General features: G+C 45.7%; 19 protein-coding genes. All 19 read left to right on the top strand.

All coding sequences use genetic code 11. The features are described 5' to 3' along the window. Positions 1–274 precede the first annotated feature (274 nt). Positions 275–1,108, top strand: a complete 834-nt coding sequence (gene licT / locus ACQ4MX_RS06965; RefSeq protein ID WP_149094562.1) for a BglG family transcription antiterminator LicT — start codon at positions 275–277, stop codon at positions 1,106–1,108. A gap of 165 nt (positions 1,109–1,273) precedes the next feature. Next, entirely contained in the window at positions 1,274–3,187 is a 1,914-nt protein-coding gene (locus ACQ4MX_RS06960) for a beta-glucoside-specific PTS transporter subunit IIABC (protein ID WP_431089895.1), read from the top strand. A gap of 205 nt (positions 3,188–3,392) precedes the next feature. Continuing rightward, positions 3,393–4,790: an L-cystine transporter gene (locus ACQ4MX_RS06955; RefSeq protein WP_431089894.1), complete on the top strand. Its 1,398-nt coding sequence runs from the start codon at positions 3,393–3,395 to the stop codon at positions 4,788–4,790. Between the two features lie 239 nt (positions 4,791–5,029). Further along, positions 5,030–5,728, top strand: a complete 699-nt coding sequence (locus tag ACQ4MX_RS06950) for a queuosine precursor transporter (protein ID WP_134910656.1) — start codon at positions 5,030–5,032, stop codon at positions 5,726–5,728. A gap of 255 nt (positions 5,729–5,983) precedes the next feature. Beyond that, the gene (locus tag ACQ4MX_RS06945) at positions 5,984–6,172 is read left to right on the top strand and encodes a hypothetical protein (protein WP_431089893.1); all 189 of its coding nucleotides are present in this window, start codon (positions 5,984–5,986) and stop codon (positions 6,170–6,172) included. A 192-nt stretch (positions 6,173–6,364) separates the two neighbouring features. Further along, entirely contained in the window at positions 6,365–7,417 is a 1,053-nt protein-coding gene (locus ACQ4MX_RS06940) for a hypothetical protein (RefSeq protein ID WP_431089892.1), read from the top strand. Positions 7,418–7,439: 22 nt separating this feature from the next. After that, positions 7,440–7,874, top strand: coding sequence for a DNA polymerase III subunit gamma/tau (locus tag ACQ4MX_RS06935; RefSeq protein ID WP_431089891.1), 435 nt, complete (start codon positions 7,440–7,442; stop codon positions 7,872–7,874). A 17-nt stretch (positions 7,875–7,891) separates the two neighbouring features. Then, on the top strand, positions 7,892–8,218 hold the full coding sequence (locus ACQ4MX_RS06930) for a hypothetical protein (RefSeq protein ID WP_223264198.1): 327 nt from the start codon (positions 7,892–7,894) through the stop codon (positions 8,216–8,218). 65 nt (positions 8,219–8,283) lie between these two features. Next, positions 8,284–9,075, top strand: a complete 792-nt coding sequence (locus ACQ4MX_RS06925; protein ID WP_431089890.1) for a hypothetical protein — start codon at positions 8,284–8,286, stop codon at positions 9,073–9,075. Between the two features lie 56 nt (positions 9,076–9,131). After that, on the top strand, positions 9,132–9,749 hold the full coding sequence (locus ACQ4MX_RS06920) for an S-layer homology domain-containing protein (RefSeq protein WP_431089889.1): 618 nt from the start codon (positions 9,132–9,134) through the stop codon (positions 9,747–9,749). Position 9,750: 1 nt separating this feature from the next. Next, positions 9,751–10,800, top strand: a complete 1,050-nt coding sequence (locus ACQ4MX_RS06915; RefSeq protein WP_431089888.1) for a hypothetical protein — start codon at positions 9,751–9,753, stop codon at positions 10,798–10,800. Positions 10,801–10,810: 10 nt separating this feature from the next. After that, the gene (locus ACQ4MX_RS06910; protein ID WP_431089887.1) at positions 10,811–14,263 is read left to right on the top strand and encodes a peptidoglycan DD-metalloendopeptidase family protein; all 3,453 of its coding nucleotides are present in this window, start codon (positions 10,811–10,813) and stop codon (positions 14,261–14,263) included. Positions 14,264–14,370: 107 nt separating this feature from the next. Next, entirely contained in the window at positions 14,371–14,790 is a 420-nt protein-coding gene (locus tag ACQ4MX_RS06905; protein ID WP_431089886.1) for a hypothetical protein, read from the top strand. Positions 14,791–14,793: 3 nt separating this feature from the next. Beyond that, positions 14,794–15,180, top strand: a complete 387-nt coding sequence (locus tag ACQ4MX_RS06900) for a hypothetical protein (protein WP_025682897.1) — start codon at positions 14,794–14,796, stop codon at positions 15,178–15,180. 17 nt (positions 15,181–15,197) lie between these two features. Next, entirely contained in the window at positions 15,198–17,516 is a 2,319-nt protein-coding gene (locus tag ACQ4MX_RS06895; protein ID WP_431089885.1) for a PKD domain-containing protein, read from the top strand. Between the two features lie 40 nt (positions 17,517–17,556). Beyond that, positions 17,557–18,981, top strand: a complete 1,425-nt coding sequence (locus tag ACQ4MX_RS06890) for a hypothetical protein (protein ID WP_431089884.1) — start codon at positions 17,557–17,559, stop codon at positions 18,979–18,981. A gap of 37 nt (positions 18,982–19,018) precedes the next feature. Next, entirely contained in the window at positions 19,019–20,854 is a 1,836-nt protein-coding gene (locus ACQ4MX_RS06885) for a hypothetical protein (RefSeq protein WP_431089883.1), read from the top strand. 30 nt (positions 20,855–20,884) lie between these two features. After that, the gene (locus ACQ4MX_RS06880; RefSeq protein ID WP_431089882.1) at positions 20,885–24,391 is read left to right on the top strand and encodes a hypothetical protein; all 3,507 of its coding nucleotides are present in this window, start codon (positions 20,885–20,887) and stop codon (positions 24,389–24,391) included. 14 nt (positions 24,392–24,405) lie between these two features. Further along, on the top strand, positions 24,406–25,491 hold the full coding sequence (locus tag ACQ4MX_RS06875; RefSeq protein ID WP_431091267.1) for a cell adhesion protein: 1,086 nt from the start codon (positions 24,406–24,408) through the stop codon (positions 25,489–25,491). Positions 25,492–25,501 lie beyond the last annotated feature (10 nt).

Here is a 25,501-nt window from a genome sequence, read left to right as displayed (position 1 = left end):
ACATGTTTTCTAACTTCAAAATCGGATACGCGGCAGCACCATCATGCTGATTAACGTCAGTGATTTGGTGTTGCCGCTCGCCTAGGTACCTTATGAAAGTGTTTACAAAAAAATCTTGTCAGCTCAGTGCTAATATGATATTATGATGACAGTTATTCAAAACTGCACATTCGTGGATTGTTACTGATCATATCAGGCAAAACCATAAGCAGGCACTAAGTGTCAGTTTTGGTATTGCCTTTTTTTACTACTCCAAGCGGCCTAAGGTGATGGAATGAAGATAGCAAAGGTGCTGAATAATAATGTCGTGACGGTCATTGATGAGCAGCAGAAAGAATTAGTCATTATGGGAAGAGGCATTGCTTTTAAAAAAAGCACAGGCGATGAGATTGATGAAGGGCATATCGAGAAAATCTTTAAGCTTGAAAGCACCGAGGTTTCCCGCAAACTGATGACCCTGATGTCTGATATCCCTATTGAATATGTTGAAATTTCTGATGAGATCATTCAATATGCCAAAACGATACTCGGTGTGGAATTGCATGACAGCATCTACATTTCGCTGACGGATCATATCCATTTTGCCATAGAGCGTTATCGTTTGGGGATGGATATAAAAAACGCCCTTTTCTGGGAAATCAAACGAATGTACCGCAAGGAATTTTCGATTGGGACCAAAGCACTGCATATGATTCAGGACAAGCTGGGAGTTACGCTTCCGGATGATGAAGGAGCCTTCATCGCCCTGCATCTGGTGAATGCTCAGCTCAACAGCGAAATGCGCGAAACGATAACCCTGACTAACATCGTCAAGGATATCATGAACATTGTGAGTCGCTTTTTCGTAATGGAGCTGGATGAAGAGTCGTTAAGCTACTACCGCTTTATTACACATCTCAAATTTTTTGCTCAACGGGTAATGAACGGGACTCCTGTACAAAGTGCGGACAATTCCCTTCACGATATGGTCAAGGTGCAGTATAAGAATGCCTATGCCTGTGCTGAGAAAATAAGAGATTATACGACTAAAATCTATGGTCGGAGCTTGTCCCAGGATGAGATGTTGTATCTCACCATTCATATCGAACGTATCATTAAAAATCAATGATTTCATGTATGATCAGGGATTTAGGATTGCTACTTCTAAACCAGAAGGCAAAACCTGAATGCTGAAAGAAGATTGGCTTATACTAAAGCCTTCTGCTTTCTGTATTCAGGTTTTTTTATTGCCAATTTTCGCATTTTATACCTTAAAAGAAAAGAGGAAACCCTCATGGATCGAAATCAATTATCCAAAGAGATACTTACACTGGTTGGTGGTGAAGAAAACGTTGAACAAGTAGTTCACTGTATGACCCGTTTGCGCTTTAACCTTCATGACGACAAGAAGGCTCAAAAAGAACAACTGCAAAAAACAGAAGGCGTTATGGGGGTTATGGAAAGTGGCGGTCAGTTCCAGGTTATTATCGGCAATGATGTAGCTAATGTCTACAAATCATTGGTTAGTAACATGTCCAAGGCACCGCAGACTGAAACAGGTACAAGCACTGCATCCAAGAAAAAACAAAACCCGGTCAGCAAGCTGTTCGATTTTATCGCGGGTATGTTCACACCTATTTTGCCAGCGATTACTGGCGCAGGTATGATCAAAGGGATCATAGCCCTTTTAGTCGCAATGCACTGGATGTCCGATAAGAGCCAAACCTATACGATTTTAGCGGCAATCGGTGACGGCGCATTCTACTTCCTGCCCATTATTCTGGCTGTGAGTGCTGCTAGAAAACTTGGCAGCAATATGTTTATCGCGGCGGCGATAGGAGCTTCCATTTTACACCCGACGATTACAGCATTACTGGCATCTAATGTAAAAGTTAGCTTTATCGGTCTTCCGGTGACAGCGGCAACCTATGCTTCGACCGTTATTCCAATCGTTATTGCTATCTGGGTGGCGTCCTATGTTGAAAAATTCATTGATAAATATACGCATGCATCGCTGAAGTTGCTTGTTGTTCCGACACTGACTCTGTTGATTATTGTACCTTTGACGTTGATTGCTGTAGGGCCGTTGGGCTCGATTATTGGTAATGGCTTGTCTGGCGGTATCTCTTGGTTGTTTGAAAATACAGGTGCCCTTGCAGGTTTGCTGCTTGGCGGTACTTTCTCCCTGATCATCATGACAGGTATGCACTACGCGTTGGTTCCGATCATGATCGGTTCTATTGCAACGTTGGGCTTTGACTATATGATTCCGATTATGGGAGCAGCCAACCTGGCTCAGGCTGGTGCTGCACTGGGTGTATTCTTAAAATCCAAAAATGACAAAGTCAAAACAGTGGCTTTCTCCACGAGCTTGACAGCTATTATGGGTGTAACCGAGCCTGCAATGTATGGTGTAAACATGCGGTTTAAAAAACCATTTACGGCAGCGCTGATCGGGGGAGCCATCGGCGGGGGCTTCATGAGCCTGTTTGGCACAAAAGCGTATGTCATGGGTGGATTGGTTGGTTTGCCTGGCCTGGCGATGTTTATTGGACCGACTTTCTTGTACGCAATCCTTGGTCTCGTGATTGCTTTTGTGGCTGCTACAGTGATTACCTATTTCATGGGCTTTGAAGATGTGAAGGAAGAAGCAGGAACATCAACAGATGCAGGTACTGGAGCAAACGAAGCTTCCGAAGCTGTAGATAATGTGGTACCTACAGTTGTAAATTCGTTGCCAAAAGGATCTGAAATCCCTGTCTACAGCCCGATTATGGGTGAAGTCAAACCGTTAAGTGAAGTAAATGACCCTGCATTTTCCCAAGAGATTATGGGTAGAGGGCTGGCTATTGAGCCTTCGGAAGGAAAGGTTGTTTCTCCGGTGGAAGGTACCGTATTCTCCATTTCAAAAAGCGGACATGCTGTAGGGCTGGTAAGTGATTCTGGACTCGAAATGCTCATACATGTCGGCATGGATACAGTTAAGCTGAAAGGTCTTCATTTTACACCTCATGTTAAATCAGGAGATCGTGTGCAAGTGGGTGACCTGATACTGGAGTTTGATCTGGAGGAAATTCGCAAAGCGGGTTACGAGACAATCACGCCCGTTATTGTTACCAATGTAGCTGAATATAGTGAATTGGATACAGCTGGACAACAGAACAAGGATATCAAGAAGCAGGAGCTTCTATATAAAGTGATTGTCTAAGGCAGGAACAAGTATTGAATAGCAGGCAGCAAGTCTTCGAAGTATGAAGGCTTGCTGTTTTTTTTGTTCAGTTGGATGAAGGGAAAAACTGCTTTAAATTATTTTATAAATACAAAACCTACAAAAATAGTTGGTATTGTGGTATAGTAATCAACGGATTGAAGGGTCACTTTATAAAATATAACAAGTTTGGAGGAAATGATATATGGATACCTTCTTTATCATTTTGAACGTAGTAGTGCTGCTTTTGCTGCTCGGCGTGTTAGTCTGGATGCAGAAGAAGCATATTTCTTTTACGAAAAGGGTGTTTGCCGGACTGGGTTTCGGTCTAATCTACGGGGCTATTCTCCAGTACGCCTATGGCTCGGGCTCGGAGGTCATTACGAAATCGGTTGACTGGTTCAACCTGGCAGGTAATGGTTATGTTCGTTTGCTGCAAATGGTAGTTATCCCGCTCATCATGGTGTCGATTATTTCAGCCATTATGAATTTGAAGGGACGACAGAATCTTGGCAAAATAAGCGTGTCCATCATTGCTGTACTGCTGATTACAACCGCTATTGCCGCTTCGGTTAGTATTATGACCAGCTTGTCGTTCGATCTTAAAGCGATTGAGATTCAAAGTGGGGAAAAAGAACAAGCACAGGGCTTGAAGATGGAGGAGCGTCTTGGAACAGTTCAGGATATGACGATTCCACAGCAGGTGCTGGAATTTATTCCATCCAATCCTTTTGAAGATATGACGGGAGCTCGTCGTACTTCGACGCTGGCAGTAGTGATTTTCTCGGCTTTTATCGGGGTGGCCGTGCTTGGACTGGATCGTAAAAAGCCAGAGCAGGCGCAAACCTTCCGTAAGGTAATTGATGCCGTGTACGCTGTAGTGATGCGGATTGTGACGCTGGTACTGAGGTTGACGCCTTACGGCATTTTGGCGCTGATTACTAAAGTTGTAGCCACGACGAATCCGGATGAAATCTTGAAGCTGATCAAGTTTGTGCTCGCTTCTTATGTGGCTTTGTTGGTCATGTTCGTCATTCATCTTATTTTGCTGGCTCTGTTCGGCTATAACCCGGTAACGTATGTGAAAAAAGTATTGCCTACGCTGGTTTTTGCCTTTACATCCCGTTCCAGTGCCGCAACGATTCCGTTGAATGTTGAAACGCAAACGAAAAAGCTTGGTGTGTCGGACGGTATCGCGAATTTGTCTGCCACCTTGGGAGCGACCATTGGACAAAACGGCTGTGCAGGCATTTATCCGGCCATGCTGGCGGTCATGATTGCGCCAACCGTGGGCATAGATCCGACGAGCTGGGATTTTATCCTCACGCTTATTCTGGTCGTTACGGTCAGCTCCTTCGGCGTAGCAGGTGTAGGTGGTGGTGCTACCTTCGCTTCTCTGATCGTGCTGTCGACCATGAACTTGCCCGTAGCTTTGGCAGGATTGCTTATTTCGGTTGAGCCGCTGATTGATATGGGACGCACAGCGCTGAATGTCAATGATTCCATTACAGCAGGACTCATTTCAGGCAAGGTGCTCAAGGAGAATGATCAGGATGTGTTCAACGATCAGGGGATGGATCTAGATACGACGGTAAGCTCCTAATTGGGACGCTAGGGACTCTCTTCGCAGTTTAGGGAGCAGGCTTGTGGGGTAGAAGTATCTGCGTGCATATTAATACTCAGAGTCGGCCATAAGGTCGGCTCTTTGTGTTGTTTTATTGATTTAAGTTATTACTGTTCACGAATCGTAATCTGTGATACATTAAAATAATGTTTTTCTGGCTTGCTTCGGAAGAACCGCGGTTCGCAACCATCCCGCGCTATCAAAACTAGGAGGCTTTCATGTTTAATTTGCTATGGGGGGCAGCTTTTGTCCTCGTCAATTTTATGTTCTTTTTGTTATGTTATCGTTTGTTCGGTAAAAAAGGGTTGTACGCCTGGATTGGTGTGGCTACCGTGCTTGCCAACATTCAGGTAACCAAAACCATCGATCTGCTCGGTATTACGACGACTTTGGGAAACACAATGTATGTCTCTATGTACATGGCCAGCGATTTACTGAATGAAAAATATGGACCCAAAGAGGCGCGTAAAGCGGTGTGGTTCGGATTTTTTACCTTAATTATGACGACGCTAACGATGCAGATGGCGCTGGTGTTTCAGCCTAATGCAACCGATTTTGCCCAGGCACCGATGCAGCAATTATTCGGACTATTACCAAGACTTGCACTTGCCAGCCTGACGGCCTATGCGGTTAGCCAATTGCTGGACGTTCGTCTATACTCATGGATTCGCAAGTTTTTCCCGGAACGTCACCAGCTCTGGATTCGCGGCAATGGCAGCACGATGATTAGCTCGTTTATGGATACGCTCATTTTTTGCAGCATCGCCTTTTACGGCTATGAATGGGGAATATGGCTGGAGCTACTGTTCACCACCTATATCTTAAAATTTGTACTAACCGCGGCGGGTACACCGATATTGTACATCGCACGCAACTTCCGCTTTGCAGAAGAGGAGGGGCAGACGCTCAAGCCGTAATTTGGCTTGGGGTTGCTCCTCTTTTTTTTGTATAACCCATGAAATCGTTCTTATTCTTAAATATTTGAATTGTTCAATGAAGCTTACAGTTACTTATATTGAAGTATAGAGATCGTCAGATGAATTGTAAGATTGGAGACTATGTAAGGAAAAAACCAAACCTTGTACTATGAAGGAGGCTACAGGATGATGCAGTTTACCCCATGTATCCGGTGTAAATTTCGTTATGTGACACAAAGGGCTAGAGAAAATTTTATGGCAGAGAAAATGGCAGGAGAACCCTTGCTATGCCTGCATTGTATCGGCGAGCTTACAGGTAAAATAATGGATCAGTTCGGTAAACTTGTTTATCCTCATGAGGTTGAACAGTCTAATCGGCAGCAGCATATTCCGAGGTCGTCCATTGAGGGGTGTAGACCCTGTATGAAGAAACGAGGACGATGAAGAGATCAAGTACGTCGCTACAGTTAAAACATCCAATGCTTCACTTATATTGATATCGTCAGGAAGGTGGTTTGTTCAAAGGTCAAGTTGTCACGGGTTCAGATCATGACGCGGGCCTTGAGAACACATATAAATACTCCATTCCAATCGGGATACCATTAGAATGGAATAATAAACTGGAGGTTTTTGAAGATGGGAATGACGAAAAACAAAAAAATGTTGATTAAAGGTGCGGGCAAGTTTATGGCTAAAATTCCGAATAGTGATGAACTCATCACGATTGGAACACTGAACAACATGCTTCTGGACATCCAACTGGATATGCAGGATATCGAGGGTGGAGATTCCAGTGTGCCCTTGGATGCATTGCTTCGTAAAAAAACGATTGATATTACAGCTCAAGATGCCAAATTTGACTTAAATCTGGTCCGTCTCGTTCTCGGTTCCAAGCTTCGTGAAGGTGTTAGCGGAGCGTCTTACCGATTGACAACGGAAACTGTGATGGTTCCGGGGGAATCCCCATACCAGGTGCTGCTCACAGAAGACGCAGCGACAAGCCCTGCTATGAAGGCCTACGAGGATATGATTACAGGCACAGATATAACCACGGAAGTTACCGTGACAGGTAACAAGGCAGTATTCGATGCAGCGTTGGCTGGGAAAAAAGTAGTGATTGTCTATCCTGTCGCTTTGAGCGGAATTCAGCAGGATGATGATGGATTTGTGTGGGAGCTGGAAGAGAAGCACGTTATTCAGGAAGTGAACGGGAAGTGTGAGGCAGAGCTTGTCTTTGGTACCTCGCTGCATACCACGCCTGAAATTTCGGTGCGTACGCTAAATGGAAACAAGCTTCTCAAACGCTCGCTCACCGGAACCCCTACCGAGGAGCAATACCTTGCTGAAGGGGGAAAGCTGATTTTCAATGCGGCGTTGAAGGATGTAGCCATTTATGTAAACTATAAACGCAATGAAGTGGTGGATGTTCTGGATATTTCGAGCAGGGATTTACCGTTGACGGTTCACCTGGTTCATGATGGTCGATTTGAGCAAAAGGACGGTTCTGTGCAAGGATACCAAACGGAATTGTATCAATGTCGTGTGAAATCCAATTTCACGATTGATGCTCAGCGCCAGCAGGCGTCTACGCATAGTGTAACCTTGACGGTCATTGACCCGGAACGCTTTGATAACAAGCTCGGCACGATCAAGCGTTATGAGATTGCAGCAACATCTGCTAACAACTGATACGTAAGGATGTGTTTTCGAAATGAATGAAAGAGAGTTCACCGTTCCATCCAAGAATGAGCCTTCCAAGTCAGATGCGGTGGTAGAAAGTGCAAAGAAGGTTTTGACAGAAGAGGAAGCGCAGATCAAAGAAAAAGCATTCTTTGAAGAAGATGAAAAGGTACGTTTACGTGACGGTAAAACGTATTATTTGCCCCCGCTTGGGTTAAAGGATGCACGTAAACTGATTACAAAGCTGAATGCTATTGATTCCGGCATTATTATTGCAAATCTAATCCCAGATGATCCGGAAGGTGCGGATCGTTATCATGAGCTGATAGATGTGCTGATGATGGGCTTCAAGCCTTACTATAGCTGGATGACTCCTGAGTATCTGGAAGAGTATGTTGACCTCGAAACGGCCAAGCAAATTATTGATGCCATGATCGGTCTGAATGGAATAAAAAAGTCCATGTAGCCACTGAGGATGAGGAGTTGGAGTATGACCGGCAAGCTCCTATTGACTGGGCGAATCTCTTTTTTAAGCTGGCCCATTATTGTCACCTGGATAAGCATCAGGTTTGGGACCTTACGCTCCCTCAGTTGGGCTACTATCTGGAGCAGTGTCATGACCATATCGAATTTACCATTAAAGTTTCCTCTATGTCTGCCGGTGGATTATGGAGCGGGACTGGTGGAACGGATCGTCCGGATATCCGCCGTACAGGCCGTAAACAAGTCAGGGAAGACGGCTCTTATATGGGCGACTATAAAATAGCGGACGAAGAAGATATGGCATTTCTGGCTAATATGCTTGGTTGAGAGACACTCCTGCTCTGCTCCGTATGGAGGAGCGGGAGTTTCATTTTATAAAAGGCGGTGAATGTATGGGCAATATAGAGACTGATGTGCTTGTGGAGCTACAGGCATTTATTCAGACACTAAGGCATTCTTCTAATGAAGAGAAGCAGGGGCTAGTTTTACGCTTCGGGCGTTTGGAGGAACACAAGCGCACGTTAAGTACCTTATTAGATTGTAGGACAAGGCCGGAAGTAAACCAGCAAAAACCAGATCAGCCACCAACAGATCCGAGTCAGAGTATGCAAGATGATATGAATGGTAAAACGAAGCCGCTGACCCTCCCCATGAATGAATACATGAGCAAGGTGCAGAGGGATCAAAGCAGGAAGACGCTAAACGCTGAAATGGCAGATATACGAACAGGCTCTATGGAGTATATCCGTATGCGCAAGCACCAAGCTCAGGACTTGCAAAGTGTACTCCGTCATCAGCGTACATTTCATATGAAGCTGGAAGCTCCAAGGAAATTCCAAGAGCAGCTCAGCGAATGGAGCCGTCAGTCTCTACAAGCTCGGTTGGGGATTTGGAGTGGGATGGAGTCGGTAGCGGGAACATTTCATATGCCAGAAGGCGTAACGGAGCTCACCAAAAATGAATATCTGACACGTACAAACGTACAGCCATCTTATACGATCAACTCCGGTGATGTTGTTGTCCATGTGACATTGCCTAATGTTACGAATAACGTAAGTCCGACCCAACTGGAGACCATAGGCAAGAGGCTGGGAAGAGGTCTTAAAAACGGTAGAGCCGGAAGCTTGCGGGATCAGCTTCTTATGAATCCGACCACTGCTTATCGTAGCAGTACGTCATATTAATCCATACTCCGTCGTACCGGAGCAAACATCATTTTTAACGACAGGAGGTATACATTTTGACTCAGCAAAGTCCCAATAAATCAGAAGATACGATCTACAAAAAGCGATTATTTTATGATAATGGAATTCGCTTTGTCGAGGTTAAGGCCAAGCTAATCAGCGAATACAAGCCACCGGCTCCGAATCTGAAATCCCATGTTAATGAAACGTTTTCCTACTCAGCAGGCTTGGTTAATCGTGGAACCTCACATTATACAGCTAGCCTAACACTGCTATTTTACAGTAAAAAGGAATACGCGGACTGGCTATCCTTTATAGGCTCAGAGCACAAATATTATGATGAAAAAGGCACGATCTATCTGGGGGTTGTGACAGGTAAACCAGATATTCAAACGGCGGAGATGGAGACTAAATATATCATCCAAGTCCAAATGTCGCTTATTCGCAAGCAAGGTGATGAATACCGCTACAAAAGCCAATTCATGGACCTCAAGGGCCATTGGGCATCCAGCTATATTGAGGAAATGGAGCAGCGTGGTATGGTTACCATCCCTGCGGATGAAGGCGAGGTCAGCCCTTATTTCAGACCGGACGAGAGCTGTACCCGGGCAGAGGGAATCACCTTTTTGATGAGGTCCTACAGGTATGTGGACCGGATTCTAAGGGGGTATTGAGATGAAACGTTGGATTGATGTAGATCCACTGGATTGGTTTTATAGAGATATCTTAGATATGGTTCGTTTAGGTCTGGATGCCCGCAACGAGCACAGCTTTATCGAGGGGATGCCCTACGACACTTTTGAACAAGGACATGAACGCATTGTCAAGCGCTTTGTAACGTTCGATGGTCAGCAGGAATTCGCCATTCCCGGCTATCAGATGCATATTGAAAATCCAGTTTTTGTTTTCGTCGCTGGAGTTCAGGTACAGCCTGAAAGAGTGGAAAACGAAAAAATAACGATGCCCCATCCTTTATCCGGCGGACTTGAGGTGGTATGCATCGCATATGGCAGGCCTCTTTATCAGGAGGATGGCTGTGTTCAAAAACCTTATATGGATACGGACGAAAGTCTGATTTCCCTGCCTTCTGCGACCTTGTCCATGGCGGCTGATGATCAGAGCCAAACGAAATATCAGGCGGAGACGGTCACGGTTCTGGGAACCAAGCTCAAGCGGCTGCCTGTGCAGATTCTAGCGGAAGAAGTTCCAAGTGAAGCTATAAAGAAGGCATTCGGCTTTAGACAGGATGTATTTGCGATTTATCAAGGAATTGTATATCTTCCCTTCAACTATAACGGATTTCCCGCGACTGTCGGATATAACTATCGTGAGGCCGGGAGTGTGCAATTCAAACAGGAGACAGTCGTTGTCAGCACTGCACACGCTCGTTATCATGACCGTTTCTTTCCGAATGTTCGTATGAAAAGAGCACAGTTTCTTGTTCTTCTTCAACAGATGCGGGTGGATATCTATAACAGATATACCGACCGTGGATTGGAGGGCAGTACGTATCCACCGAGAACCCTGCTGGACCGAAGCTCTTTCTCAGGCCAATGGTATGAGCAAGCTGTTATGGACTTGATAAGTGAGCAGTTTCTAGACGGAAGCTACGTATTTCCGCTCTATGAAAACAATATGCTGGAGCCAGAAAAATGTATTACACGTGCGGAAGCCACCGTATTTTTAAACCGATTCATAGAATGGGCCCTAGAAAAATTCAGATAGGTGATGAAAAATGAATTTTGAATCCATGAATAAGCACGGACAGGCTCGGGGTCATCAGCCACGCGTCATTGTAGAGCTGGATAAAATGTCTTATGTCCACGGCTTGCGGCCAAACCAAGGCGTCGTTCAATATGTAAAAGATACAGCTGTTAAAGACTTTTTGTCCATTGATGGTGTGACACAACTAACAAGTGAAAAGAAAGAAACAAAGGCTAGCGAGATAGCCCGCCTCGCCAATTTGCCTATGCCCATGCCTATTCTTTCAAGCTCAAAAATGCGTGAACATGTTACCGATTCCAATCACATTCAGGGCATGCTGGTCACTAGTCGCCACTGGTCAGTGAATCCCAAGCGTCCTCTCCACAAAGGATTGGACCTGGATTGTAACAAGGGTGACACTATCCATGCCGTATGGGATGGGAGAATTACTGCCGCAGGTGCTGTAAAGGGTTACGGTCACGCGGTGTATATCCATCACGGCAATGGCTGGACGACCCGATATGCTCATTTGAAACCCAATGCCATGATGGTCAAGGTGGGAGATCATGTGAAGGCTGGAGATCCTATTGCTATAGGATGGAACTCGGGTCACAAGAATAGTAGTGGAGATGGGGATGGAGCACATCTTCATCTTGAGGTTCGCAAGGATGGCGAGGATTTGAACCCCGAAGCTTTCCTGCGTGGGGAAAAATCCATACAATTGCCCATTCGATTGCTGGATACGACTGTTCAGAATAAAAGCACAGTCACTCCATCGTTGGAAGCTAGCGCTGTCGACTCCTACACGGAATATAGTATGGAAGCGTGGGCTTATTATGTAAATGCTGCAAACTCTGAAGGCATTACAAGAGGCGGAACAGATGTACGGCAGTGGAAGGATTACAAAATTATCGCTGTCGATCCTTCTGTCATCCCTTTGGGAAGTAAGGTTGAGCTGCTGGTAGAAGGGAAAAATTGGGGCGAATATGTGGCTGATGATACGGCTGGCTCCACGAAGGGCAAACGTATTGAGATTTTAATGGAAAATGCGGAGCAATGCCTCCAGTTTGGACGAAAACCTGTCATTGTGAAAATCAAGCAGTGGGGGGACGGAAGAACTCGCAGCGCAAATTCAGAAGTAGATCAATCCATTCCATCCTACCAGACCAACCGGACTACAGAAAAGGTATCGTATAGCAAAAATTTTACGGCTCATAAAACGAGTCTGGACCCTTTGAAATTTGTGGATATCGTGGGTGCCACACAATTTTTCACCAATGAAACGCCTAATCAGGTCCGTAATGTTTTAGGTTTTCAACGAACAGACGGGGCAGGTCAGGTAAAAAAATTCACGTTTGTGCATGACTGGTTCAAGCCGGGTTGTTTAAGCTGGGCCTATGTTTCGGATATGGATATCGAGGACAGAGTAGAGGTAAAGGTGGACGACCATGAAGTTGCCACCATTGAAGGGGTAAATGCCAAAAACGGACTCGCTTATCCTCCCTCTATTCCGGTGCCTGGTGGACACCATAAGATCGAATTTTCCATGTCAAATTCATCCAAGGCGTCGAGAGGTAATTTTGGACTTACTTTTCTGAAAGCCAGAGAATTTGATGTGGAATCCGTCTCAGCCAAAACAGTCTGGACGTTCGAAGATTCCATGAGCACAATAAATGATTGGACTCCCGATCAGCAGGTAGTGGTGACGGATCTGGGGGATCAGCAGAAGATATCCACCATAGGGGAAGAGGCTGGTATTGAACGGATGGGGAAGTTCAACAAATTCCCATTTACCATGCAGTTCCGAATCAAGTCCGATCAGGGAACACAAGGGAAAATCATGATGTCTAACGGCTCCAAAGCCTTTGTGGTCAAGGTTACAGATCAGGGGATTTCTACGAATGTTGGCTCTTATAGCCATAACCATGTGAGCGAGTACACCGACTATGTTGTAACCTGCCATAACGAAACGGATATGGATGTATATATAAAAAGCATACTGCCAGGCGGTATCGAACAATGGGAAAATACCCGGGTACGCGGCGTATCTGAAGATGACACGACGAACAGACTTCGATTTTCTGTATCCAGCGGTGGTCTGTATATTGCAGAGGTAAAATATGCTTTTCATGATTACTCTATTGAGCAGTTTGCCACCCATATCGCAGATACGTATAAGGAGAAATGGTATGATGTTGGCGGGTTTCAGTATGAGGATACCGCTTCACTGGAACGGGATGTAATGAACTGGGAGGTTCATTCTCACATGGACATGTCTTCTACCTCAGCCACCGTAACTTTAAATAATGCCAAAGGGATTTACTCCCCATCCGTGGAAAGGTACCCTGCATGTCCGGATGGAAGGAAGCAGCCGCCTAACGAATTTACCTATTGGGAGGAGGGAGAGCGACGGCATTTAATTAGTGAAGGGACTCCCATCCGTATTTATGCAGGTTATGGCGATGAATTGGTACGTGTATTTACAGGCATGATCAAGGGTGAAATTGAGGAGGATGCCGAGAGAAGAACACTTACATTTCACTGTGTAGACCGTTATGACATGCTGGAGGAATTTATCTTTTATAACGATATGGTCTATCCTCCGGAGGAAGCGTATGCTGGGGACGGCGGTGCCTTTGCCTGGATGAAATCCAGTATCGTAAAGGATATTGTGGTTGCAGCCGGTCTTGATTCATGGCGTGCGCACAGTGAAGATTGCCAATACCCCGATTTGGATATAGACGAAACGGTGTATGGTGATGTGAAGAAGGGCAATCACTCCTACATGAGATTTGATCCCAAAACAGGAGAACTTCAGACAATTCCCAAAGATCAAGAATGTATGAAGACAGCCGAAGGCTGGAAAACTCCTTTCGTAGCAAAGGTATCCTTCAAGGCGGGGACAAGGGCATCAGATGCTATACAATCGCTCGTACAGGATTTGCCCTATGATGTCAGGTGCGATCGTTACGGAACGTTTGCATTGAAACGAATGAATTTTCTGGATACTCCCGATTGGGATCAGGTAGCGTGTTCCAAGTGGGAATTTACAGATGATCATTTGCTTGAAATGACGTCTTCTACCGACTACTCGCGTGTTCGTAACCATCTGATGATTTCTGGTTCTGCGGGGTTAACGGAGCATTTTCTGGATAAAAGCCTGATTGTCGCCACCAAAGGGAATATGAGAACCGCCGGATTACAGCTACCGTGGATTGAAGAGCAGGATGGTGCATCCATGCGTGATCTTAAGCAGCAGATAGCGAATAAAGTATTTTTTGATATGAAAAGACAAGCCCGTACCAAAAACATTGTCATTCGCGGCAACCCGCTCATAGAGCTTTTGGATGGATGTTATGTGTATGACAACCATACCTGTAATGCGGGATATTATCTGATCAAGGGCAACAGGCTGGTCGGTAATGAAAGCGGCATGATTAACTATTTGGAGCTAACCTGGTCCGCTCTTCCTGCAACATCCTGATTTTGACCGTATGATCCATAATACAATCCAAGGAAATGGCATTACGCAGCCTGCGTTAATTGTCGTTTCCTTTTTCTTATATTGAAGGGGAAGGTGAGGTGTAAACTTTGGAAAACCAGAATTTTACGAACTCCAACGAGGTGTTTCCGATTATTGATCTGATTCGACGTGAAGTACGCAAGGAAAGAGCACATGCGGATCAGACGGACGACTTGTTGGAAAAAAAGGCTCAGGAGGAGCCAAATGTCATTACCATCGACGTGGCGCGTGAAATGCCTCAATATCCTGCATTAGTAACATCAGTGCTATACACCTATGATAACGGCTTGCTGGAACGGCTAACGCTGTATCGGGACGATCTTTTGCAGGTGACCGGATTTTTTATTGAATTTGAAGCCTCCACAACCCTGAATGCAGAAATGGAAGAAGAGGCTGATATTCCATCGTTAAACGCTATACGTGGAAGCATTATTCGGGAAAATGGTTTGTTCAAAAATCTGACGCTTGATTATGTAAGGGCGGTGTAGTCGTTGTCCAGTGGTGCTAATTTTGCAAGCTATATGGTAGGGGGGCGTTTGGACCCGCCTTTTATGCCAACGAAGACCCAACCGTACATTGTGGGTAATCGGATTGAATCCAGAGGAATTGGCAAGGTAGAAAGCACAATGCAAGTCAGCCATGATTGTGAGCTGCTTGCGGTAGCTGTGGGAGCATCCTTTTATGAGTCCAGCGATTATTGGAATCTGTATGTAGGGGATAAGCTGGTATGCCAACGTATCTTCACGAAGGATCTACCTGAAGGGATGTATTTTACAGCCGTTATTCCTTGTCCGACAGGGACGGAATTTCGTTTTGAGTTTTTTAATGAAGGCGGCAGGAACAAGGATATATGGGTGAACTATCAAATGCTCCAATAGAAAGGAGGTGAAACATAATGCCAGAGGATAGTCCTTGGCTGGAAATGCTCGTTAACGAAGATCAGCTATTAAGCCAAATCGTTACCCTGTGCTCTCAAAACGGATGGGATATTGTGGATGAATTTCATAAGGTCGTGTATTCGAGCCGACTGGTCAAACCCACGATTCAGCGATTCTCTCTTCCACTCGTCAACTCCTATGTAGATATTCCCAAGCTTGCGCATAAGGGTGACTACTATGTGTATTTGGATGGCGAGCTTATGCCATCTTCCTATTATTCAGCAGAAGAGAAGAAGGATGGCGGACAACGTATTAGCTTCGCGTCAGGGGTTTCAGGAGAGGCGGCTGTTTATTACAGTGATCTGAACGGCTCCGAGGAATTTGAATTTGTTGTAGCCAAGCACTATATTTTGCGGAATGTATCGGGACACCTTTTTGGCATGGCCATGCTGGGTAGTGTGAAGGAAAAGCTGCACAATACAGGTTCAAAAATCCCCTTCGCTATTCACAGGAATCATGCCAGTTGGGGAACGCAGCTTGAGCCACAATCTGACGGTATATTCTCTTGGGCTGTTCAGAAGATCGAAGAGGACAACCTGTTTGAGCGCCATACGATGTATTTTTATCAATTGGAAAAGTTCGTGAATACGAGCAGAATGATTGTAGGCTGGGAACAACCTGCTGATTTTAAAAGACTCGCCTTGGATGTAGAGATTCAATCCTCGATGTGGGGGCTGCACGATGAAACCCAAGCGCTTCAATTTATGATTACGCATCAATTCCCTCAATTCTACCAATCTCCTTACGTTGCTTCGCGGACGCGGATTCCGCAAATGGATCGCTATGAACAGGTAGCCTCCATGAATGTGAAATTCACGAACTGGTGGCAGGACAGCAAGGTGCAGCTTAGAGGCTACGTGGATGCAAAGACTGTCATGTTGGTTTTGCTGGCAGATACAGCACCTGCCTGGGAACGTAATGCAGTACCTTCGATCCCGATCTATATGGGCGATTTTGATGTCAAGGGCAATACCCATTCGATAATGAACGAGAGTTGCGTTTTTGAACTGAATGGCGGTGAGGAATCTCGCAAAGCAACCTTTTCCTCGGATAGTCCTATGGTTAATACCGGATCGGCGATGAAAGTGTGGTTATCGGGAGATGTGGCTGCGGAATCAAACTATATTTCTCTACGTGTTGCAGGTCAGGAGCTTGTAAAGCTACGAACCACGGAAGCCCGTGAACCCGTTCATTCCAGAGATCAGGCAGAGTACCTTGGAGAGTTCTCTGTTTACGGGGTTGATGGTAAAAATTCATTTGACTTGGAAGTGTTCTCTTCTTCCGGAGTTGATGGCTTTAGTCCTGTTTCCGCAAGAGTCTGGGTGGAGCTTCAAATCTATACAGAAAACGCGGGGGCTACAGCCGCTCTATTCGCAGGGACTGCATTTGCAAAAGACGGCTTAAGTTTAGAGAGTGCGCTCAGTCAATCGGCTCGGTTTGACTATGATGATGCAGATCCAAAACGTCATCAGGATACGCTTGTGCCGATGTTAAAAGAATATCCTGTTCATCCGAGTAACGGTATTGATTCTGTCATGGTCAAGAGAACAAAGTATGGTGCGCGTTATCAATCGTACTATTTTGCCTGGACTGTTCCGTCAAACAGGATGCCTCCCTTGCGGGAGGACACGACTGGAGCCAAGCACGTCCGAGCCTGGAACAACAGCGATATGAGCAGTGCCTATCAGTATCAGTTTAATCCATCCCGCTACACGGAGCAGGTACATTCTTCGAGAGCTATATTAATACATCCGGAAGATGGTACGCACGGAACACTACGAAATGTTATTTTACTGTCGCCCCTAACTATAATGAACGGGGATGAGCTGAAGGCCGTTGATGAACACTGCACCGATGGAGAGGGTCCTAAGCATCAGACGTATTCTTATTATCTGACAGAGGGCATATCACCATTGACCAAGCGGGCAGCGACACCTTATCGACCAGCGGGTATCGGTATTCTGAAGGCTGGAAATCTTCGAAGGCCAGAAAAACGGTTACCTATTTCGCCGCCTCCGCTCGTTGTATCCCTGACTCCGTCCCATATTTCGGTCCATGCTGGGGAGGGAGTGGATTTGATGTCTTCCTATAACAAGCATTCTCCGGTATTGATCTCCAACTGGTTTGCTTCAGGGGGTGCGAATCCAGAAGGCCATACGGTGAATAACGCCCGCTTTACTTCTCATAAAGAGGGGAAGTATACCGTAACCTTTACCTTAACGAATGAGCTGGGACAGACAGGAACGGCGACAGCGGACATTACCGTAGTGAAGTAGCAAAGAACACAATCGTAATTCAAAGAAAGGGGAGAAACAAATGTCATTCATTGATACGACAGCAGCAGCATTTACTCCAAAAGTAACGGAAGCGGACCTACAGCCCCGTTTGGGAGAGTTGCTGGCTACCGCAGGCTGGAAAGTCGCAGCCAATTATAAAAGGGTCATTTTCGACGCCAATATTACCCATCCCTCAGATGCAGTGAGGAATTATCAAAATTTCCGGATTACAGTTGCCGAGCATTTTATATATTCCAATAAGGATAATCAAAGCTTTGGTATCGCCATCGCCGGAACATGGTACCCTCGATTGGTTGATTATGTGAAGCGTCCGGATAAAGATTCCTACAAGCAGTTTGGGGAATGGGCAACGAATGAATTCCGCAAATACCGGCTGTCCCATACTTTATATGTGTACATGCTGGAGGATTTGAAAGGATTGAAACCAGACGGTGCAGATGTTGTACTGGCCTGGAATGATAATTCTGAAGCAGGACAGCTTCGAGCAGCGCTAGATATCGAAGTAGAGGAATCTGCCTGGAAAACAACGGTTAGCGGTCCTATGTTTACGGTGACTAAAGCAGAAGGAGCACGTATGCAGTCACCGATCATGCAAGCAGGTCTGCGCTACAAGCTGATGGAGTCTTATTATAACAACTCTTTTAACTATCCTGTCCAAAACACAAACTGGTGGAGTGATTCTGAAATTTCGGTGAAGGGGACTCTTTCAGACACCAATTTCTTTTTCACCATTCAGTGTGATAATGTACCGGCTCCAGAAAACAATCTGGTTCCGATCATTCCGCTCTACTTTGGCAAGCTGGACCCGGTTGAGGAAGGCGATAATGTTTATGCTTTATTTGCAGGAACGGTTCCGATCATGGATACGGTGAATGGAGTCGCTACGTATGACTTTGACGATACCACCACCAGACAACCCCATATTATGCCTTTATTAAAATCATATCCTAACTTTCCAGCTAATGGTATGGATAATATCATGGTTAATCGCGCCAAGCTGGGTGCAAGATATCAAGCCCATTATCTTTCCTGGAATTCGCCGCCCAATCTTATGCCGCCAGCCAGAACTTCTGCGGATGGCAAGAAAGATTACCCGCGCGCCTGGAATAATGCTGAAAATCCTTTGTATAAATACACTTTCAATCCTTCTCGTTACAGTGGGAAGGTGCATACTTCCAAAGTATACGTTATTCACCCCGAGGAGGGTGTGCGCGGTACGTTAAAAGATACGATCTCCTTGGCTGCCTTTTCGTTTAAGGCCAACAAATTAAGAGTCAAGCGGGCCAACTGTCCAGATGAATTTGATGTATACCGTTACTTCTTGGTAGAGGGAATTTCCCCATTGACCAAAAAACCAGGTACTCAATTCAGATCTGCGGGCATTGGCTTGTATGTGAACACAGTAGATGATGAAGGAAATGAAATAAAACCAACTACCCTATAGTGTAGCTTGGCTAATCTAATAGTAGAGGTGATTGATTGTGTCGTGGTTTGATGGAGATGCTACTTTTCAACTGTTTCCGCAGGAATTGGAGAAACAATTCAATGCTCATGGCTGGAACACGTTTATTAAATACCGGGCAGTAACCGGGAACCCTAGAAATACAGCGACCAAATTCGCTGACGTCCGATTGTTCAGATCCACAGGCAGTGACGGTCAGATACGTAATTTCGGCATGGCTTTTGGTTACGGTGGAACGGTCAAACAGCCCGGAGAGATGGACTTCATCTCACAAAACTCCATGCTTGGAGAAGCACAGCGGGTACAAGGTAGTGACACGCAATTGCAGGTTGTCGTACGGCCTGTAGAGGCGGACTCGGAGATGCTATATAAGAATGGCGTATTCGTTCAGAAGACAGAATATACCTTTGAACCTTACAGTGGCGTGTTTAAGCTGAATAAAGCTGCACTAGCAAGCGATCAATTTACCGTATCCTATGCACCTGCTGCTAATGCTCCAAGTCTACCTAAGCGTTTATTTTTCTTTACCTTCGATGATGTACGCTCGGAAAAAATTGTGGAAGCTGTAAATAACGGAGTAAGGGTAGGCGATCCTGAATCCCTTCTTCCTGACGGAGATGGAACTCGTCGAGAATTTAAAATACCTGCTGACACGACCATCAAGGCAGGAAGCGTTCGGTTGTATATTAATCAGGTAGAGGTTTCTCCTGCCGACTTTACGGTTGACTATGATACCAATACGATTAAAATCCCAACCACGGTTAAGGCGCCGGACGCTGGCAGTGAGCTTCATGCTTCTTATATCAGAGTACTGGCGGGTACGGGAACAGACATGATTAATTTCGGGGATGTGACTACCCGGAACTTTGACCCGGATTCCGGAGCAAGCTTAATGGACGCTGTGTACTCCTGCATATACTATATTTATCCTTCGTTGCCTACAGCGTTGTCCTTTACTTCACTGGATAATTATACTCGCGGCTGGCAGCGTGATTCCAGCATCTATTATTGGGGGAACTTCAACAAAGACCGTATTGTCATGTTTCTGCGTCCCGATCCTACCTCGGGTCCTGAAAACACATACTTTGCACCACTTTACATTGGCAAAATGACCACGCTTGGCAAATCGCCAAGAAAAAATCACGTGCTGATCTCCGGATGCCGGGAAAAGGACGAAGTGAAATGGAAAAAGGATATGAAGCTAGGTGCCACATACGTAGATTATGGACTGAATACCTCGAACGGTAACAGCTCGGTACAGCTTCAACAATCTATTGGCGGAACGTATTACCAACAGCATTATCTTGCCTTCATTACACATGACAAACAGGTGGATGCAGGTGAGTCTCGTTTCAATCCTTCGGTATACAGTGGAAAATACCATATTTCTCCTATGTATGTGGTTCATCCAAATGACGGTTTTGTCGGTAAGCTGGATGAATGCTACGCTGTTCATCCGAAAAATATCTCTCAGCTCGACGAGCTGGAGGTCGTGGAAACGACAGATCATGAAATTCTGGGCACAGGTGATGGGAAAAATAAGGTGTTCCATTTATCTCATCAGCCTTCATTAAAAGATGATGGTACACCATTCAATCTGGTGATCAAAGTTAATTGTGTCGAGGCCAAATTTGGCACAGATTATACATTGGATTTGGAAACCAAGCAAATCACGTTCCTGGACGGTAAAGCGCCGAAAGCGGATGAAGAGGTTCTGGCCACCTATGAGTACAAACAGATTTACCGTTATACCTTGGCGGATACACCTGTGAGTCCGTTCACATTGGCTACCATTAGTCCATTCGCTCCGATCGGCTTGGGTATTCTGAAGGAAACGCTTGTTAAGAACAGTTAACCTACAGGGTTAAAGGAGGTCGGCGGTGACATGCTGGACGGTAAAAAATCTTACCTGATCAGTATCACCGCCCTTTTTTCTAAAAAGGGCTATGAACTGGCATTTGGTACAGACATGATCTTGGATACACAGCGGGATACGCGTTACCATCTGTCTGCTCCTGTGAATAGTACGTACCGAACACTGAGGCAGGATACGTTAAAGAATGCATCCAAAGCTCCATATTCCGCTACAAGTTTATTCGGGAGAGATTGGAGAGAGGCAGCCATTGCTGGTGAATTCGAGGGTCAAACCGTGGAAGCTGTTCACTCGACCATTGTATCTTACCTATCAGATATTCACAGGTATTTTAGAGGAGAAATCAGACAGAAAGCGCAGCAGCCTTCACATTCCACAGTGTCAGATGCGCGTTGGAAAATCGGTAGCGAGATCCATTCCATGGAACATGCAGATTCTATTCAGCAGGGATATAGGCAGGAGCCCATTCAGGCTAATTCTATTTTTAATGCGGTGCAGGAAGAAGACGCTGTTTCTGAAATGAGGCAGCAGGTAGAGGCTTCAAGTGATGCTTATGAATCCGGGAAAATTTTCTCTATCTATGAGGGACTTCTTGATGCAGGCTCTGTATCTGAGCAGCGTCAGGGTAACGGATCGCCTTCTTCAGAATCTGCAATTCACGGAGAAACGGTGAAGCAGGGAGACAACGTTGAACAACAGACGGTTATTCACCAGATATTTCAGGATCGAGAAGTAGTGGTAGAACAGCAAGACGAGGCTGAAAGCCTTGCGATGGAAACTCTTTTCCAGCCAGTAAGTGAGGCGTTGCGCTATCGAACCGATATTCGGGATGCCCTGATTGAGACATCAGAGTCCAGTGTGAAGGAACAGATTTTGGATTCGGACGAAATCAACGATTTAACAAAAGCCGGGAAGCTTGAACAGGTAGTCGGGACTATTCCCGATGATCTACTGGGGACAGATGCTAGAGCAAAGGATGATGATGCCCCTGTAGAAGCTCGTATGGCGAAGTCTGACAAAAGCGAGGATACTATCATGAATCGGCAGATGCCTGCCAGACAGCGTCAGTTTATAGATTCCACCGATGAGCATAGCACTGCTGCTTCCATGCGTTCTGGCACTGGTACTGAACATGAACGAATGAGCGCAACGGAGTTGAACCAAGACAAGTTCATGATGATTCAAAAGTCCGCCACAGGTAAAAGTATATATCTTCAAGAGGCTACGGAATCTCAAGGCAAACTGGCAAAAGAAATCCGCTCTATATATGGCGAACAAGCGATGGAACTGGTCGAAGCGGGAATGGGAAGTGACCTGCCAGAGGGTTTGCAACAAGTTGGCGTACCCGCTATACCAAGCTCGATTGAAAGTGTAATTCAGCGAATGGAGGAGGCTTCAAACGGCGGTTCGCTGGAGGGAGTTCAAGGTCACTCGGTGGTAGGAAGTATGGAATTCGGTGGTGGCACGATAGGTGTGCAGACAGAAACGGTTACAAGTGGTTTCGCTTCCTCAGGCCGTGACAGTCTGATCGAGCCTACAAGCGTATCCGTCTATAAAAATGAACAAGTCTATCCTACCAGTCTAGATCAGTATAGAGTAGCTTTTCCATACGACGACTCTAAAGTTCTGCCAGTGGAGCAGAGCAGTACAGCTTATATTCATGCCTCCACAGATGCCGACAATGAACAATTAGGTTCAGCATTATCTGAACATCACGCAACGTTAGACGACTCTCAGCGTGGAGAGCGGATATATGTCAGTGAAGATGGAGAGTTGGACGACCTTAGTTCTGCGGATTTTAATCAATTGGAGTTGGAGACGCAGCCTGGAGAGTTACTTGCAGCTGATGTTCTGAGAGAAATGATTGCGGAATTCCCTGAAATCAGCAAAATGGCTCGAATGCTCCGGATTATGTTCGGTGAGCAAGCGATGGAACTGATTGAAGCAGGCATTGAAAATATTGTGGCAGAGGCTGTGAAGGAAGGGACAACTCAGGCTTCGGTTGGTCTAATTACAGATAGCGTCATTCATCAGTTGGAAATATCATTGGATGGTGGTTCGCTGGAAGCTATCCAGATTCGTTCGGATCAAGCCAATATTGAGCATACCGAAGGAACGTTACAAACAAACGCTGAACAAGGAAGTAAGTCTTCCGCTGAAGAGGGACAGCTTACAAATTTCGAATCCGGTAACTCCTATTCTTCCAAGGAAGGTGCGTATCATGCGATGGAACATGCAGAAAGACGCATGTCTATCGAAGCTGAAATCCAAGCGTTGGGCAGGGCACTTATTAGCTCGGATCGTGCGAGTGTCACGATACAGGACACGCAAACAGGCAGAACCTTCTCCAGCACTACAAGTGTCATGGAGTCCATGGAACAGGCCGTTCTCCAATCGTTTACGGATGGTGAATATAGTCATTTGGAGAGGGCAGCCATGAGCACTGGAAACTTTGATACAACGGAGTCAGGGCCGCTGGAAAGTGCACAGCATATTGGGGAATTGGATGCGGAGAAAGTGGCGTTGGTTCCAGCAGAGCGAACAAGCATTGAGAGCTTGGAAGCGGAGAGAGTCACGCTGGTTCCGTCGGAGCGGATAAGTATAGAGAGCCTGGAAGCGGAGGAAGCCACGCTTGTTCCATCGGAACGTGTAAGCATCGTGAGTTTGGAAGCCGATCGGCATGAGGTTAAAGCTGGCGAGCTTTTAGAACAGACGAGGGAAGCTGACGTTACTTCATCGGAGCACGCTTTTGTCTATCCGGATATTCAAGCAAGTGTTATCACTAACGGCACTTGTGCTGACAGTCAGGAATATAATCAGGTCTCCGATGCTGTCCTCGTTGACGGAGAGCAAGCAGCCTCTATGGAATCGGTTCGCGAGACGATTACAGATGAGATCGATCAGGCGAACAGCATCATGAGAACGAATGAGGCTGTGATCGAGCAGGTGCATGGACAAGGTAACAACGTTGAAAATGTGCTTGAAGCCATATGGGTTCATGAGGAAGGTTCCAACGGTGAGAAGCAGACCTACACCAGTGTCAGAGACGGTCTTGAAACTGCCACGCTAGGAGATATCAGCAAAATGGTGGATATTCAGGAGCTGGAACAAGGCCAAGCCAACGAACAAACGTTGGAAGCAGTGGTGCCTGCTCATACAAATGCAGAGCCTATTTTAAAAATAGAAGAAACCGATCTACATGCTATATCTGAAGGAACTCGCAAAAAGAAGGTCATGTCTACAAATATTGAGGATGAACACCAACAAGCTAGCAGAAAGAAAAAGGTAATAAAAACACAGATTACAGATGCACAAGAAGGTACACGTTTGAAAAAGACAGTTACTGTTCGTATCGAAGCCCCAGAGTCGGCCAAGCGGCATAAAACCTTGAAGACGGTGATCGAGACTCCATCCGAAGCTACGAATCAATCGATACCGGGCATGCCTAAACGTAAAATATGGATGATTATGGGCAAGATCGCTTCTTGGAACATCTGGAACTGGAAGAAGACAAGGTAGGTGATAGAAATCTCATGGGGATTTATAAGAAATGGAGTGGATTGATTTTTGATGACATGTTCCAAAGTGGAGAAATCCATTCCCGCTACCAATTATCTCCGACAACGGCTTGCGCCCTGGATACAGGTTCACAGCAGTTAATCATGTCCCACACTGAACCGGAAACCATGCTTTTGTTTGACGCACCAAAGGATGAGCCTACCCTGCTGTTAGAAGTTACTGCCGACTATGTTCCTATTGCATACGGTGATGAAGGGGGCATTGTCATCTGGCAGGATGGCTACCATCGGCTGGAATTCCTGGAGAGTAAGGATACGACGACCCGGGAGTATAGCCGATGGCGGGCAGAGAAAAAGGGCAACCGATGGACCTTTTATGCTGATCGCGGATTGGGGTGGGAGCTATTTGACTCGGCTGATCTGGAGGCTGAAAAAATAGGTGTCCTCTTAAAAAATCCACAACGTGATGAATATGAAAAGCTTGGCTTAGACAGGCTCGTGTTATGTAAAAGCAACAAAATAACGATGGGAAATTTGCCAGAGGGGTATTCCGTGTTTTTATGCAATCCTGATGGATATGCTATTGCTTCCTCTAAGGTAGAGCCCACGTGGACAGGGGCCCATTTGGAGCTTCCGACAATGCCCTTTAGCGGCATACTGAGGGTCTATGATGAAAATGGTGTTCTTTTATCGAGCCTTGGTGCAATGGATATGTACGGTGGTGATCTGTATCTGTATGGTACCGATCTTCGTGTGCTGTGGAAGGATAAAGAGCTTAGTTTAAGCGGGGAAACCTACCTGGGCACGATGTATGACAATACCATTCAGGTGCAAATGGAGCTATATAATCCCTCGAAAAATAAGAAGGCCGAGCAGATCTCGATGGGGATCCTGAAATATCTGGAGGAGTTTGGTTATGAATGGGCGGACTTGAGTCATGATGATGGAACGGATCATCCGCAAGGGGATTATATGCAGCGACTCCCTATGGGGACTCTACCCCCCGACGGCAAGATGAAATTCTGGATGAAGATAGAGCGCAAAAATGAGCACTTTGGCATCAAGCCTCTTCATTTTATTTTGGATATTACTCATATATAAGGAGGTGTTG

It is taken from the genome of Paenibacillus sp. 8b26 (genome assembly GCF_050626875.1).
Classification (GTDB): domain Bacteria; phylum Bacillota; class Bacilli; order Paenibacillales; family Paenibacillaceae; genus Paenibacillus.
Note: the sequence above shows the minus strand (reverse complement) of the source record. Positions and strands in the feature narration are given on the sequence as shown.